Source organism: Pseudomonas sp. EA_65y_Pfl2_P78 (assembly GCF_963970495.1).
GTDB lineage: Bacteria > Pseudomonadota > Gammaproteobacteria > Pseudomonadales > Pseudomonadaceae > Aquipseudomonas > Aquipseudomonas baetica_A.
Window position 1 is genome coordinate 1 of the sequence record NZ_CAXAON010000039.1, and the last position, 12,507, is coordinate 12,507.

The 12,507-nt window shown below is 57.7% G+C and carries 15 protein-coding genes and 2 pseudogenes; 9 read left to right on the forward strand and 8 right to left on the reverse strand.

Features of this window, described 5'->3' with window-relative positions; translation table 11 throughout:
* Positions 1 to 114: 114 nt before the first annotated feature.
* Complete coding sequence (locus tag AACY02_RS22960) at positions 115 to 639, forward strand: DUF4225 domain-containing protein (protein WP_339433903.1); 525 nt, start codon at positions 115 to 117, stop codon at positions 637 to 639.
* Between the two features lie 3 nt (positions 640 to 642).
* Here the strand turns inward: AACY02_RS22960 and AACY02_RS22965 are convergent, their stop codons facing one another.
* Together AACY02_RS22965 and AACY02_RS22970 are read right to left on the reverse strand one after the other, a co-directional pair.
* Positions 643 to 1,071, reverse strand: a complete 429-nt coding sequence (locus AACY02_RS22965; protein WP_339433904.1) for a hypothetical protein — start codon at positions 1,069 to 1,071, stop codon at positions 643 to 645.
* A gap of 328 nt (positions 1,072 to 1,399) precedes the next feature.
* Positions 1,400 to 1,948 (reverse strand): cupin domain-containing protein, encoded by a 549-nt coding sequence (locus AACY02_RS22970; RefSeq protein ID WP_007950154.1) that lies wholly within the window; start codon positions 1,946 to 1,948, stop codon positions 1,400 to 1,402.
* A 129-nt stretch (positions 1,949 to 2,077) separates the two neighbouring features.
* On the opposite strand from AACY02_RS22970, the gene AACY02_RS22975 reads away from it, so the two are divergent.
* From AACY02_RS22975 to AACY02_RS22995, 5 genes and pseudogenes are all read left to right on the forward strand, one after another.
* Complete coding sequence (locus AACY02_RS22975) at positions 2,078 to 2,326, forward strand: hypothetical protein (protein ID WP_339433905.1); 249 nt, start codon at positions 2,078 to 2,080, stop codon at positions 2,324 to 2,326.
* 74 nt (positions 2,327 to 2,400) lie between these two features.
* Positions 2,401 to 3,192, forward strand: a pseudogene (locus AACY02_RS22980) (amidohydrolase family protein); the annotation flags it as partial.
* 214 nt (positions 3,193 to 3,406) lie between these two features.
* Positions 3,407 to 3,601 carry a hypothetical protein gene (locus AACY02_RS22985; protein WP_221733894.1) on the forward strand — a complete coding sequence of 65 codons (195 nt, stop codon included), beginning with the start codon at positions 3,407 to 3,409 and terminating at the stop codon, positions 3,599 to 3,601.
* Entirely contained in the window at positions 3,552 to 3,932 is a 381-nt protein-coding gene (locus AACY02_RS22990) for a hypothetical protein (RefSeq protein ID WP_339433906.1), read from the forward strand. Before AACY02_RS22985 ends, AACY02_RS22990 begins: the two co-directional genes overlap by 50 nt.
* Positions 3,933 to 4,028: 96 nt before the next feature.
* Entirely contained in the window at positions 4,029 to 4,457 is a 429-nt protein-coding gene (locus AACY02_RS22995; RefSeq protein ID WP_339433907.1) for a nuclear transport factor 2 family protein, read from the forward strand.
* 94 nt (positions 4,458 to 4,551) lie between these two features.
* Here AACY02_RS22995 and mqo read toward each other — a convergent pair whose 3' ends face one another.
* From mqo to AACY02_RS26105, 3 genes and pseudogenes are all read right to left on the reverse strand, one after another.
* Positions 4,552 to 6,201 (reverse strand): malate dehydrogenase (quinone), encoded by a 1,650-nt coding sequence (mqo, locus tag AACY02_RS23000; RefSeq protein WP_339433908.1) that lies wholly within the window; start codon positions 6,199 to 6,201, stop codon positions 4,552 to 4,554.
* 517 nt (positions 6,202 to 6,718) lie between these two features.
* Complete coding sequence (locus AACY02_RS26100) at positions 6,719 to 7,582, reverse strand: methyl-accepting chemotaxis protein (protein ID WP_445262003.1); 864 nt, start codon at positions 7,580 to 7,582, stop codon at positions 6,719 to 6,721.
* Positions 7,574 to 8,353: pseudogene (locus tag AACY02_RS26105) on the reverse strand (MCP four helix bundle domain-containing protein); the annotation flags it as partial. The pseudogene AACY02_RS26105 and the gene AACY02_RS26100, both read right to left, overlap by 9 nt.
* 197 nt (positions 8,354 to 8,550) lie before the next feature.
* On the opposite strand from AACY02_RS26105, the gene AACY02_RS23010 reads away from it, so the two are divergent.
* Complete coding sequence (locus AACY02_RS23010; protein ID WP_339433910.1) at positions 8,551 to 8,865, forward strand: DUF2388 domain-containing protein; 315 nt, start codon at positions 8,551 to 8,553, stop codon at positions 8,863 to 8,865.
* Between the two features lie 80 nt (positions 8,866 to 8,945).
* Positions 8,946 to 9,347 (forward strand): hypothetical protein, encoded by a 402-nt coding sequence (locus AACY02_RS23015; protein ID WP_339433911.1) that lies wholly within the window; start codon positions 8,946 to 8,948, stop codon positions 9,345 to 9,347.
* A 71-nt stretch (positions 9,348 to 9,418) separates the two neighbouring features.
* On the opposite strand, the gene AACY02_RS23020 is transcribed toward AACY02_RS23015, so the two are convergent.
* Positions 9,419 to 10,144 (reverse strand): tellurite resistance TerB family protein, encoded by a 726-nt coding sequence (locus tag AACY02_RS23020; RefSeq protein ID WP_339433912.1) that lies wholly within the window; start codon positions 10,142 to 10,144, stop codon positions 9,419 to 9,421.
* 258 nt (positions 10,145 to 10,402) lie between these two features.
* On the opposite strand from AACY02_RS23020, the gene pcsA reads away from it, so the two are divergent.
* On the forward strand, positions 10,403 to 11,125 hold the full coding sequence (pcsA, locus tag AACY02_RS23025; protein WP_221733809.1) for a phosphatidylcholine synthase: 723 nt from the start codon (positions 10,403 to 10,405) through the stop codon (positions 11,123 to 11,125).
* 123 nt (positions 11,126 to 11,248) lie between these two features.
* Here pcsA and AACY02_RS23030 read toward each other — a convergent pair whose 3' ends face one another.
* The gene (locus AACY02_RS23030; RefSeq protein ID WP_339433913.1) at positions 11,249 to 12,061 is read right to left on the reverse strand and encodes a class I SAM-dependent methyltransferase; all 813 of its coding nucleotides are present in this window, start codon (positions 12,059 to 12,061) and stop codon (positions 11,249 to 11,251) included.
* Between the two features lie 33 nt (positions 12,062 to 12,094).
* Complete coding sequence (locus AACY02_RS23035) at positions 12,095 to 12,367, reverse strand: DUF4242 domain-containing protein (RefSeq protein ID WP_064120013.1); 273 nt, start codon at positions 12,365 to 12,367, stop codon at positions 12,095 to 12,097.
* Between the last annotated feature and the right edge of the window lie 140 nt (positions 12,368 to 12,507).

The window sequence follows — 12,507 nt, forward strand, 5'->3', positions numbered from 1 at the left end:
TGGTCTGGACAGACAAGAAACTGGGAGCCGATGGGCACTGTGATGTTGAACCCGGATCGGCAGCAGCAGACCGAGAAAAGAGCGGCATAGTTAGACGGCGACGCGACAACAACCTTGAAAAACGCCGTTAGTGCCAAGCAAGGGTTGCAAGCACTTAAAGAGGAACACGCCGACTTATCAAATAAAATATTGTTCTACGCCCAGAACGGTGTGGGTGCTGCGGCGGGGATTATGCAGATTCAAACAGGCGCTATCGTAATTGCGAGCACGCGCGGTGGAGCCATGCCATTAGGTGTACTTTATTATGCGCATGGCGCAAACAACGTTTATGAAGGGGTAGGAAATATCTACAATGGCCCGACCGAGCCAGCGTTAGTGGGACCTATCCGAAAAGGTTACCAAGCTATTTCTGGCGACACTTCCACCGGAAATACACGCTATTACCTTGTAGACCTCAGCCTTTCGGGAATAGGAGTTTTTTTTCCTGTCCGCAAGACTGGCTCGATAGAGCTTTTCAACCGAGACCCCTTAAATTATGAGCGCGCATTTAAAAGCGCGGGAAAGCTAGCACTTTCACTTGAAATACTGGCCGACATGATTACGATCAAAAATATCAAAGACGCCCCAGACACCAAATAGTATTCAGACAGATTTCATTGAACGTTTATGGAGAAAAATGTAGGCAATCACAAATCCCGAACCCCCAACAATTCCGCGATAAAAGTTTGAAAACATGGGCGACTCGCCAACGACAAGATCATACATCTGAATAGCTACCTCCGCGCAGAACACAGAAGACATGAAGCTAAAACAACAGACAACCAGCCACGGGGTTTTCCGAATAAGAAAAGGGCGCTGAAGAACTTTAAGAATCAATTCGAAAAACAAATAACGAAAATTCAAAATCAACAAGAAAACAAATAACACAGCCCTGACAATATACCCGACAAATTCATCTAGCTGGAGCATTTTTTCAAATTCATACACCAACAATACTGCATAAAAAGCCGAAATAGCGAAACTTGCGAAACACAGCTTTATAACAACATACACCTTTACTAAAATCCCCATCAACAAGAACCACCTTAGCCTATATTGCTAGCATTCAGAATGCACAGCCCACACTTTGATCCCAAAAACACAAAAAACGTCTAACAATATACATACTCACAAACCATCGAGCGCCACACAAAAAACATCATCATTACACACTCATACTTTCCTTACACCGCTATGCGAATCATCCTACGAAATTTTCCTAGCGCCTAAAAAAGCCCTAAAAAACAAATAAACCCTAATAAGGGCCACCCATAAAAATCGATACACGAGCAAAAAAAATCCGACACCCAAACAGGTATCGGATCATTCAAAACTCACAAAAATTGAACACTTACACCAATCAAAAGTTAGCAGGCGTATTCGCACTAATTATCTCAGCCTCATCCGCCCCGATATTCCGAAACTTATGCGGCAACGTCGTCGGAAAGTAATACCCATCCCCGGCATTCAAAACACTCACCGACCCATCCACGGTCAACTCAACAGTCCCCCGCGTAACAAGCCCGCACTCCTCACCTTCCGCATGCACAATCGGCTCTTCCCCGGAGCTCGCGCCCGGTGCGTATTGCTCGCGCAGCAAGCGCATTTGTCGGCTCGGCACAGAGGCGCCGATCAGCAGCAGGCGCAGGCCATGGCGGCCCAGATCGGGTTGTTCGTTGGCGCGGAAGACGTATTGGTGTTCGCGTGGGGGCTGGTCGAAGGTGAAGAAGTCGGCCAGGGACATCGGGATGCCTTCGAGCAGCTTTTTCAGTGAGCTGACGGAAGGACTGACGCGATTCTGTTCGATCAGGGAGATGGTGGCATTGGTCACGCCGCTACGCCGGGCCAGCTCGCGCTGGGAGAGTTTGTAGCTTTCGCGTACTAGTTTGAGTCGAGAACCCGTATCCATGACTGCCTTATGTGAGAACGACTTAAGGGCGATGGGGGTGGGTGGCGGGTGCCGCGCAGGTCGCGCGGATCACGTTGCTCCCGTGTCCCGGAACCGTGAAAGGCGGCTATTAAATCACGTTTGGTGGTGTTGCTCAGCAGGTTCGATGGATGGTGGGGAAATCGCTACAACGTGCTGATCGTCGGTTTCACCATCGCCGCCGCCCTGGTGCCGGTGCTCGCGCCCACCCTGTTCAAACAATTACCCGAATGGTCGCAGCCGTTCCTGCACAGCAGCGTGGTCACCGCCTGCCTGGTGTCGGTGCTGCTCAATGCCGCGCTCAATGGCGTCAGCGCGCCCGAAACCACCGCCGGTAAATCTGCCTCGCACATCCTCTGACTGGAGCCTGCCCATGACTCAACTTCAAAACATCCTGATTAAAAATCCGCTCGCGGTGATGACCGGTCTGCGCGGCCCGCGTGCCCTACCCGCGTTTGAACCGGTTCACGCCGCAGTTGGCGAGGATCGCTGCAAGGTCAGGCATGGTCGAGTTGCTGCTCCACTACCTTTATCACGCCCACTGCAGCACCGAGACCGGTGACTTGCTGTTCGATCTGGCAGATGAGTTCGGTCTACGCTTTGTGCTGTGCCGAGGCGGTGCACTGGAGTCAGCCAGCGCTCATCCGGGCCTCTCGAAAACCGCGCTGCAACCGGAAAGCCTTGAGCAAATGGTCGGCGACATCGAGCGACTGAGATCGCTGTATCACCAGAACACGCCGGATGCGATGCGCCGTGTGGTGATCGCGCCAACTACGCCGACTTTCTCGCTGCCACCGACCTTGCTGCGTGAACTGGCCCATACCGCACGCGGGCTCGGTTTGCACCTGCACACGCACTTGTCCGAAACGCAGAACTACGTGAATTTCTGCCGCGAAAAATACAACTTCCTGCCCGTAGAGTTCGTCGCCGAACACGAATGGCTCGGCCCCGACGTCTGGTTTGCCCACGCCGTGCACCTGCAACCCGGCGAAATCCGCCTGCTCGCGCAGACCGGCACTGGCATCTCCCACTGCCCGGTGAGCAATGCGCGCCTCGGTAGCGGCGTCGCACCCGTGGTGGCGGGCGAACCGATCACGGTGAAATACAGCCTGGTCGGCGGCCGTGTGGTGGTGATGGACAACGGCGTGATTCCGGGGCTGGATATCGAACACATGCGCGCGGAGGCGTGGGAAGGCGTGCAGCAGTTGATGAATGTTGACGATTGACCTTGTGCCCACCGAGTAATCCTGTAGGAACTGGCTTACCAGCGATGTCGGACTGTCAGTCAAAGCAATGTCAACTGACCCACCGCTATCGCTGGCAAGCCAGCTCCCAAAAAAGCAGGTGCATTAGCCGCTTCCCGATTTCTCGACTAAAGTTACTCCCGCATCGGACAGAGCCCCTGCCAGCCACACCGGGCTCTTGATCAAGGAGAGACTGATGACATCGCGCCCCAACTTCGAACAGACCTACCGCACCTGGTCCAGCCCGATCCTGCTGGAACTGAAAAAACGCGAACACCAGATGGCGCCGGTCGAGCGTCAGGCACTTGAGAATGTATTAGTGGAAAGAAGGTTGCTGGACATTGGCAACCCCGACGGTATTGAGCGCCGTCAGGGCAAGTCAGGATCGTGAATCCGCCAGGTGTGAGGCGCAGCATTTAAGCACGATTGGCGCAGCACACCTGTGGCCGTCATTTGAAGCGCATGGCTCAGATCGGAGAAATCGTCGCGAGCAGGCCGATCAGAATGGTCAGTACCAAAAATCCACCCAGAAAAAACGCCATCTTGTTCATGTTGCTCTCCTCAATGCTGAGCTTGCGGTGCACTGGACGCTTCGGGATGAAGGACTGTCGCGAGTGACCGAACTGCCGGGGCATTTTGAGCGGATGACTGAGCTGATTACAGAGGCAGATAAAGCAGAAAAATACGGATCAGATGAAGATCTGATCCGTTTGAGCGATTAACCGACATTCAGATCGGCACACAAAGGTCCCGTTTCGTCATGGTTGATCTAGAGTCATTGCCGTCGCATGAAGAACAACAAAAATCCAGGAGTGCAAATGACTGACCTGAACTTGCAACCCAATGTCGCCGAATCCCTGCGAAGTTGGCACGAGATGATTCGCACCGGCGACTTGAGTGCGCTGCCCGGACTGCTTGATCCGCAAGCCGTGTTCCGCTCGCCGATGGCGCACACGCCCTACCCCGGCGCACCGGTGGTGGCGATGATTCTCAACACAGTGTTCGAGGTGTTCGAAGACTTTGAATATCACCGAGAACTGGCGACCGCAGATGGGCTGAACGTGATTCTGGAGTTCAGTGCCAAGGTTGGCGCTAAAGAGCTCAAGGGCATCGACATGATTCGTTTCGATGAACACGGGAAGATTGTCGAGTTTGAAGTGATGGTGCGGCCGTTGAGTGGGTTGCAGGCGTTGGGCGAAGAGATGGGACGGCGGGTTGGGGCGTATCTGGCAACCGCAAAAGCCTGAGCACACAACAACCCGGCGGCAGTTAAAGGTTTGGACCACAAAAAAACCCACTGACCGTCGCCGGTTCAGTGGGCTTTGTGTGTCAGGGTTCTAGTTACAGAGCCATGTCACGTGCAGCGTTTTCCTTCGGTGCAGCAGCCTTGTCAGCGGCAGCCTCTGCAGCCGGAGCCACAGCCTGACCGATCACTGGAGGCGTCGGCAGTTCGAGGATCTTGGCGGTGTAAGCCCACTCTGCAGCCACTTTGGCTGGATCGCTGTTCAGCTGAGTGCCGTAGCTTGGAACGATCTGGTGCAGCTTGGTTTGCCATTCTGGGGTGGCGACTTTGTCTTTGAAGACTTTCTGCAGCACGCTCAACATGATCGGTGCAGCGGTCGACGCGCCTGGCGATGCGCCCAGCAGGCCGGCGATGGAGCCGTCTTGTGCAGCAACGATTTCGGTGCCCAGTTTCAGCACGCCGCCAGCGGCTTCATCACGCTTGATGATTTGCACGCGTTGGCCGGCTTGCCACAGGCGCCAGTCTTCGGCTTTGGCGTTCGGGAAGTATTCCTTCAGCGAGTTCATGCGGTCTTCATCCGACAGCATCAGTTGGCCAGCAAGGTACTCGACCAGCGGGTATTCCTTGATGCCGACCTTGGTCATCGGCCAGATGTTGTGGGTCGTGGTGCTGGTCAGCAGGTCCAGGTATGAACCTTCTTTCAGGAACTTGGTGCTGAAGGTGGCGAACGGGCCAAACAGCAGGACGCGCTTGCCGTCCAGAACACGGGTGTCCAGGTGCGGCACGGACATTGGCGGAGAGCCAACCGACGCTTTACCGTAGGCCTTGGCCAAGTGTTGCTCGGCGATGGTCGGGTTTTCAGTCACGAGGAACGAACCACCCACCGGGAAGCCGCCATACTCCTTGGCTTCTGGAATGCCCGACTTCTGCAGCAGGTGCAGTGCACCACCGCCGGCGCCGATGAACACGAATTTGGCGTCGGTTTCGGTTTTGGTGCCGTCTTTCAGGTTTTTGTAGCTGACGCGCCAGGTGCCATCGGCATTCTTGGTGATGTCCTCGACTTCGCTCGACAGTTTCAGATCGAAGTTAGGCTTGGTCTGCAGGTGCGCAGCGAACTGGCGGGTGATTTCACCGAAGTTCATGTCGGTACCCAGCGGGCTCCAGGTGGCCGCGATTTTCTGGTTCGGGTCACGCCCTTCCATCATCAGCGGGACCCACTTCTTGATCACAGCCGGGTCTTCGGAGTACTGCATGCCGGCGAACAGCGGGCTTGCTTGCAGGGCTTCGTAGCGCTTTTTCAGGAACTTGATGTTGTCATCGCCCCACACGAAGCTCATGTGCGGCGTGGTGTTGATGAACGAACGAGGGTTCTTCAGCACACCTTGCTGAACCTGCCAGGCCCAGAACTGACGGGAGATCTGGAACGCTTCGTTGATCTCGACCGCTTTGGGAATCACTACTTTGCCGGTTTCATCTTCCGGGGTGTAGTTCAGCTCAGCCAGAGCCGAGTGACCGGTACCGGCGTTGTTCCAGCCGTTGGAGCTTTCCAGGGCGACGCCGTCAAGACGCTCGACCATTTCCATCGACCAGCTTGGTTCCAGCTCGTTGATCCACACACCCAGCGTGGTGCTCATGATGCCGCCGCCGATCAACAGCACATCAACTTTCTTTGCCTCTTCCGCCTGAGCGGACGACAGCCCCATCGACAAAGCCAGCCCTAGCAAGGCTGTGTTCACTTTCTTAAACATCCGTTGCACCTATGATAAAACGTCTTCCGCCCGCCGCTGTTATCTGCATGCGATCCGCTTTGATGACGCTCAGGCTGGCGTCGCAGATTCCGGCACACTTCAATTTTGACGGGTGGGCACACAAGGCCGACATGCTGCATCGACCTCAGTTAATGTCCCTTCTGAACTGACTTTTTATCATTATTGGCTTCAGCTACTTGAGCGACAGGGATTCCGTCAGCTCGCCCGAAGGCAAGCAAACTGAATAAGGTCAAACCAAGTTGGCGCGCAGAATATCACGTCAGGGCAAACCCGGGCGTCTGTTCCTGACTTGATAGTCTTTTGCGCTCAGGGACTTATCGGCCGTCTGATACTGAACATGACACCGGTGAGGGCCAGTGATTGTGGGTGGGGCGCGGGCGTTCAGGTGTTGATGTTGTGAATACGCCCGTGTTGACACAGCAAAACCCTATGGGGGGCGGGCTTGCCCGCGAGGGCGTCAGTCCAGCCACCTCACGGGCAGGGCTCTACCCCACTGTCATAACCGAAACCGATCCACCGACTGCGCCAATTGTCCCGCCAGCGTCGACAGTTCATCCGTGGTGTCGGCGGTTTGCCCGATCACCCGGCTATTGCCCTCGGACATTCCCGCAATCATTTCCACTTGATGGGCAATCTCATTGCTGGCCTGGCTTTGCTCGCCAATGGTGCGGGTTATGTCGTTGACCAGTTGCGTGGTGCTCAACGTCGCCTCAAGGATCTCGCGGATCGCGCGCTCGACATCGGCCGTCACCGCCATCCCCTTATCGACCTGAGCCACACCGGCCTCCATGCTGCTGACCGCCTCACGGGTGCTGTGCTGGATGCGCGCAACCATTGTGGCGATTTCCTGGGTGGAGGCGCTGGTCCGGGCAGCAAGGTTGCGCACTTCGTCAGCCACCACCGCAAAGCCCCTGCCCTGTTCGCCTGCCCGAGCGGCTTCGATTGCGGCGTTGAGCGCCAACAGATTGGTCTGATCGGCAATACTCTTGATCACCTGGATGATATTGAAGATGCCCTCGGAGTCCTGATCCAGGGTGCGGATGACCTGCGCCGACTGCTGCGCAGAGCGGGCGATGTCGTCCATGTCACTGACCACTTGATGAATCACACCGCCCCCCTCCTTGGCCAGGGCTTCGGCCTGATTGGCCATGCCCAGTGCGCGTTGGGCATGACGAGTGATTTCCTCGATGCTTGCGGTCATCTGGCTGGCCGCTGCGGCCATGGTCCCCGCGGCGACACTTTGTTGCTGGCTGCTGTCGGCGACCTGATGACAGCCGTGGCTCAACTTCTCGCTCATGCCGCTGACGCCGTGGGCGTTGCGCCGCACCACATCAATCATGTCGCGTAGATCCCGCTGCATGGTCGCCAGCGTTCGGATCAAGGCACTGGCCTCGTCCTTGCCGGTCGGTTCGGCAATCGGCTCGCTGAGGTTGCCGTGGGCGATACTTTCGGCGATACGGCTGGCGGATTTCAGTGGCCCCATGATGCTCAACATCACCCAGCGCCCCTGCACCAGCAGCAACAACAGACTGGCAACCAGCACCGCTGCGAGCGCGAGATTGGCGTTGCGGATCGCCGCCTCGGTGCCCTCGGCGGTCTGCCGGGTATTGGTTTCGATCAGCTCGCTTAAAGCCGCCATTTGCGTTTCGAGCTGACTGAACGCCGTGTTGAACGTCCCGAGTTCCTGCTGCGCCGCATCCGGGCTGTCGAGCGCCAACCCGACAATCCGCTCACCCGCGTTGATGTACGTATCGAGACTCGGTTTGACCTGCTCCAGTGCGCTACGCAGGGTCGGGTTGATCGGCAATTTGAGGTTCTCATCGAGCACCTCACGAAAATGCCCGGCATGTTCATTGATCGAATCGCGCACTTCGGCCGCCGTGTCGGCACTTTTGCCCAACCCCACCAGCATTGCCGAATAGACATCGGCGCGCAGGGCGTCGTGCATCATGTCGGCCTCCATGTGGTTACGCAGCGCACTCATGCTGACGGCATTGTCGCTGACCGCCGACGCCATTCTCAGGTTGCCGATGTAACTGACCAGACTCACGATCAAGGCTGTCAGCAGGCTGGTCGCAATCAGCAACACCAAACGCAGTTTGATCGACACTTTCCAGTCCTCCCTGGGCACGCGTAATTGCGCTCGTCAGGGTTTGAGTTAAGCCTATTTGCGCGCGAATGCAGCCAGCACGCTGCCAACTGACGAGGCCGATGAAAAACACTGGCAAACGCTCAGGATTGTTCACCGCACGGAACTCCCTCCCACTGCGCCCCTCTCACACTATGTAGTACTTCCCTTTTGCTTCGCGCTTGTGGAGGAATACCGTCATGCGCAAGTCAGTCCTCATTTCTTCTTTACTTTTGTGCCTGCCCGTCGGTTCGGCGCTGGCCCGCGTTGATGCGGGTGATGTCGCCACCTCGGCAGGTGTCTCCGCGTCGCTGTACTCGACCTTCAAGGATCACAAAATGGTGATTCCGGCCCGTGACGACTTGTCTGCATTTGTCGCCAGTGGCGGGGCCATTCGTGGGGTTTATCTTGAGTCGGTGCTGCAACAGGTTCGCCAGGAAAATCCAGGCATCAACGCCAGCGATGAAGACCTCGCCAACGCGATTCTGGTGCATTACGAAGGCCTGAATCAGTAGCTGCCTGGGATGAAGCGGCCGATGGATGGAACCTGACAGCGCATAGGCAAAATTGTCCGCCGGCCTCTATCATGGAGGCCATGACGACTTCTGCGCCGTTGCGCTCACCCTGCCCGCCCGGCGCCTGCATTTGCGGGCGCGATCCGTTGCTGGAGACGCCCGGCTCGGATTTGCGCATCCTGCGCCTGACCCGCGAGGAAGAAAAACGCTTGCTCGCGCGACTGGAAAGGCTCAAAGACCTTGCCGATCTCAAGCACCTGCAACAACGCATGTATGAGCAACTGGGTATCCGCGTCGAGGTCGTGCCCGGTTTCAACGAAGTGCGGACCATGCGCGGCATCGCCATTCACATCGATGAATTACCCGGCCTGTGCCGCAAGACCCGGCAGGCAATCCCGGCGGCGATTCGCCGGGGGTTGGAGAGTCACCCGCAAATCGCTTTCGAACTGCTCAACGCCCACGACTTGCTGCGCGACACCTGATCGTAGCTTCATGCCGCCCCGTTTATGCATCTGGGCGGGACCGGATTTGGCTTTGGTCTATTGATTGTGCGTCAGGCCACACCCTTGGCCTGCTGCTCCAGGTGCACCTGCAAATCGGGATCGATCTGCAACGCCGCCGCCAGTTCGTCCAGATAACGGCGTTCGGCGTCTTGCTGATCGTCCACCAGCATCACGCTGGCCAGGTACATTTCGGCGGCCACTGCCGGATCGCCCTGCGCTGACTGGGCCACTTCAGCGGCATCCAGTGGTTTGGCGACTTCGGCATCCAGCCATTGCTGCAATTGCGGATCATCGGTGTGTTTGCCGATTTCGCTGCGGATCATTCGTTTTTCAGCTTCGTCGATGCGCCCGTCAGCCTTGGCTGCCGCGATCAGTGCGCGGAGCACGGCATGGCTGTGCTCTTCAATGTCTGGCCCGGCGAGCAGGTTGGCCGTTTGTGGCGTTTGTGATGGCGCGGCGCTGGCCTGGCTGCGTTGCCAGGCTTGATACGCCTGGTACGCCATCATCCCCAGCGACGCCAGCGCAGCGTAACGGGTGCCGCCGGAACGGCTTTGAGTACCGCCACCGCTCCCCAGCAAGCCACCGAGCAAACCGCCCAACCCGCCAAGCCCACCGGCCGCTGAGCCTGCGCGGGTACCCGAGGAGTCCGCGCCGCCAAGCAGACCGCCCAGCAACCCACCGAGGCCACCCAGACCATCATCGGCCGAGGTGCCACTTTGTTGTCCCGCCGAGGCTCGGCCTCGCAGCAGTTGTTCAAGCAAATCACTGGTGTTCATGACGTCGTCCTCAGGCATAGGGATTGACTGCGTCTGGCAACGATAGACCGCTGCGGCCATTGCGCCAACACCGTTGGGCTGCTGCCAAATACGCTGGCAGATTTCGCCCGCGTATTTTTTCCGCGGCCAGCTAAGATTCAAGGAGGGTGAACCTTATCCCGGCCAGACCGGTCGATAGCTGCAACCCCGACCCGGTTTGCCGGCGCCCTTTGCCCGAGGGTGGTACCCGGCTTGCTTCACTTTCTGGAGAACGCCCCCGTGATATCGACCGTCCACCTTGCCAGGCTCAAGGCCTGGGGCGCCCATGGTTTTACCGCGACCGGCGTGGTCACCGCGTTCCTGGCCACCCTTGCGCTGCTGGAAAATCAGCCAACCCATTGCCTGATGTGGCTGGGTGTGGCGCTGATCGTCGACGGCCTCGACGGCGCGCTCGCACGCAAGGTCAATGTGCAATCAGTGTTGCCCAGCTTCGACGGTTCGATCCTTGACCTGGTGATCGATTACCTGACGTACGTCTTCATTCCGGCACTGTTTATCTATCGCTATATTCCCCTGCCCGATTACACGCTGCTGCTGACGGTGTCGCTGATTCTGGTGTCGTCGCTGTTCTGTTTCTGCAACGTCAACATGAAGAGCAAGGACAACTATTTCGTCGGTTTCCCCGCCGCGTGGAATGTGGTTGCTCTGTGCCTTTACATAATCGGCCCCGGCCCGTGGATCACCTTGGTGACCGTGATCGGTCTGGCGCTGCTGACGGTGACGCGGATGAAATTCCTGCACCCGTTTCGCGTACGCCGGTTCATGCCGATCAACATTGCGGTGACGGCAATCTGGCTGCTGTGCAGCCTGTCACTGGTGCTCAATCACCCGGTGATCAATCCGATGGTGATGGCTTTGTGGCTGCTGATGTCGGCTTACTTTCTGGGGATCTGTATCTGGCGGACGGCGCTGGAGTGGCTGGATCGATCCCCTGTGAAATAAGCCATTGCACACGGTGGGCGCGGGCTTGCCCGCGGATGTGGTGGGTCAGTCCAAGATGTTTCGACTGATTTACCGTATTCGCAAGCAAGCACGCTCCCACAGGGGAAGTCGCTTGAACGCGGACTAGCGTTTGGTAATGACCACTTCCAGATACTCACTCGGCACCACCAGCGAGTCCTCCCCCGCCCGATTCGACCGGTTGAGCAAATCCGCCAGATCACTCTCCAGCGCCTGACAGCTTTGCGGCGGCAGCGCTGCGAACGCTTTGTGCATCGGCCCATACCAATGGCGAAAGATGTCGATGAAGTGCGCCGCCGAGCGATAGCGAAAATTGAAGGTTCGGCGAGTCACCTGCACCACAAAATCGTGATCATCGAAGTGCTGGTGCAGCCACGCCTCCGTGCCCCAGTTTGACGGCGACTGGGCAATCGCTGGCGGTGGCAGATGGCGGCCCAGGGTTTTGAACATTTGGCCAACGAAGCCTTCCGGCGTCCAGTTCGCCAGGCCGATCCGCCCGCCCCGGCAACAGACCCGCGCCAGTTCGGCGCCGGCCTTGGCTTGATCAGGAGCGAACATGACCCCGAATGTCGACAGCACCGCGGCAAAACTGCCGTCGGCGAACGGCAATGCTTCAGCGTCAGCGACCTGAAACGTCACCTCCAGATGCTCGGCCCGGGCGCGATCCTGTCCACGTTCAAGCAGTGCCGCGACGTAATCGGTCGAGGTCACCAGACAGCCCCGGCGTGCCGCCGCCAGCGTCGCATTGCCGTTGCCGGCAGCAACATCCAGCACGGCTTCATCGCAGCGCAGGTCGCAGGCCTCAGCGAGGTTCTCGCCAACGATTTGCAACGTGGTGCCGATCACGGCGTAATCACCACTGGCCCAAGCGACTTTTTGGCGTTCCTTCAAAGCAGTCAGATCAATCGGGTTACCCATGAAGTCGAACTCCGCTAGAAGTGAGTACCGGCATCATTCGGCGGTGGTCGGGTCGATAACCGTCACTACCCGCGCCACGCTGTTGGCCGGGAATCCACCGAGCCTGGCGTGCTCGCGCACCTGTGCTTCATCGGGGGCGATGTACACGCAGTAGATTTTGTCGGCCGTGACATAGCTTTGCAGCCACTGCACCTGAGGCCCGAGTTCGCGCAACGCCTGACAGGACGTTTGCGACACGGCTTTGAGTTCTTGCTCCGACAGCTTACCGGCCCCTGGAATCTCGCGTTCAATCACGAATTTCGGCATGGCAACCTCGCGTTCTTATTGTTGTTCGGATTCATTGGCAGGGCCTACAGCCGCCCGGCTCGACTACTATCGCGCCGAGCCTGTCCGACGTCTTTGCCGATCGTCCGGCAAGCCAGCAAAACAGGGGCTTTGCCGATGAG

What these genes read in the sequence shown, in the direction of transcription:
- AACY02_RS22965 (WP_339433904.1), bottom strand. Translation starts at nt 1,071, where the DNA reads ATGGGGATTTTAGTAAAGGTGTATGTTGTTATAAAGCTGTGTTTCGCA.
- AACY02_RS22970 (WP_007950154.1), bottom strand. Translation starts at nt 1,948, where the DNA reads ATGGATACGGGTTCTCGACTCAAACTAGTACGCGAAAGCTACAAACTC.
- AACY02_RS23035 (WP_064120013.1), bottom strand. Translation starts at nt 12,367, where the DNA reads ATGCCGAAATTCGTGATTGAACGCGAGATTCCAGGGGCCGGTAAGCTG.
- AACY02_RS22985 (WP_221733894.1), top strand. Translation starts at nt 3,407, where the DNA reads ATGACATCGCGCCCCAACTTCGAACAGACCTACCGCACCTGGTCCAGC.
- AACY02_RS22995 (WP_339433907.1), top strand. Translation starts at nt 4,029, where the DNA reads ATGACTGACCTGAACTTGCAACCCAATGTCGCCGAATCCCTGCGAAGT.
- AACY02_RS23010 (WP_339433910.1), top strand. Translation starts at nt 8,551, where the DNA reads ATGCGCAAGTCAGTCCTCATTTCTTCTTTACTTTTGTGCCTGCCCGTC.
- AACY02_RS23030 (WP_339433913.1), bottom strand. Translation starts at nt 12,061, where the DNA reads ATGGGTAACCCGATTGATCTGACTGCTTTGAAGGAACGCCAAAAAGTC.
- AACY02_RS23015 (WP_339433911.1), top strand. Translation starts at nt 8,946, where the DNA reads ATGACGACTTCTGCGCCGTTGCGCTCACCCTGCCCGCCCGGCGCCTGC.
- mqo (WP_339433908.1), bottom strand. Translation starts at nt 6,201, where the DNA reads ATGTTTAAGAAAGTGAACACAGCCTTGCTAGGGCTGGCTTTGTCGATG.
- AACY02_RS23020 (WP_339433912.1), bottom strand. Translation starts at nt 10,144, where the DNA reads ATGAACACCAGTGATTTGCTTGAACAACTGCTGCGAGGCCGAGCCTCG.
- AACY02_RS26100 (WP_445262003.1), bottom strand. Translation starts at nt 7,582, where the DNA reads ATGCAGCGGGATCTACGCGACATGATTGATGTGGTGCGGCGCAACGCC.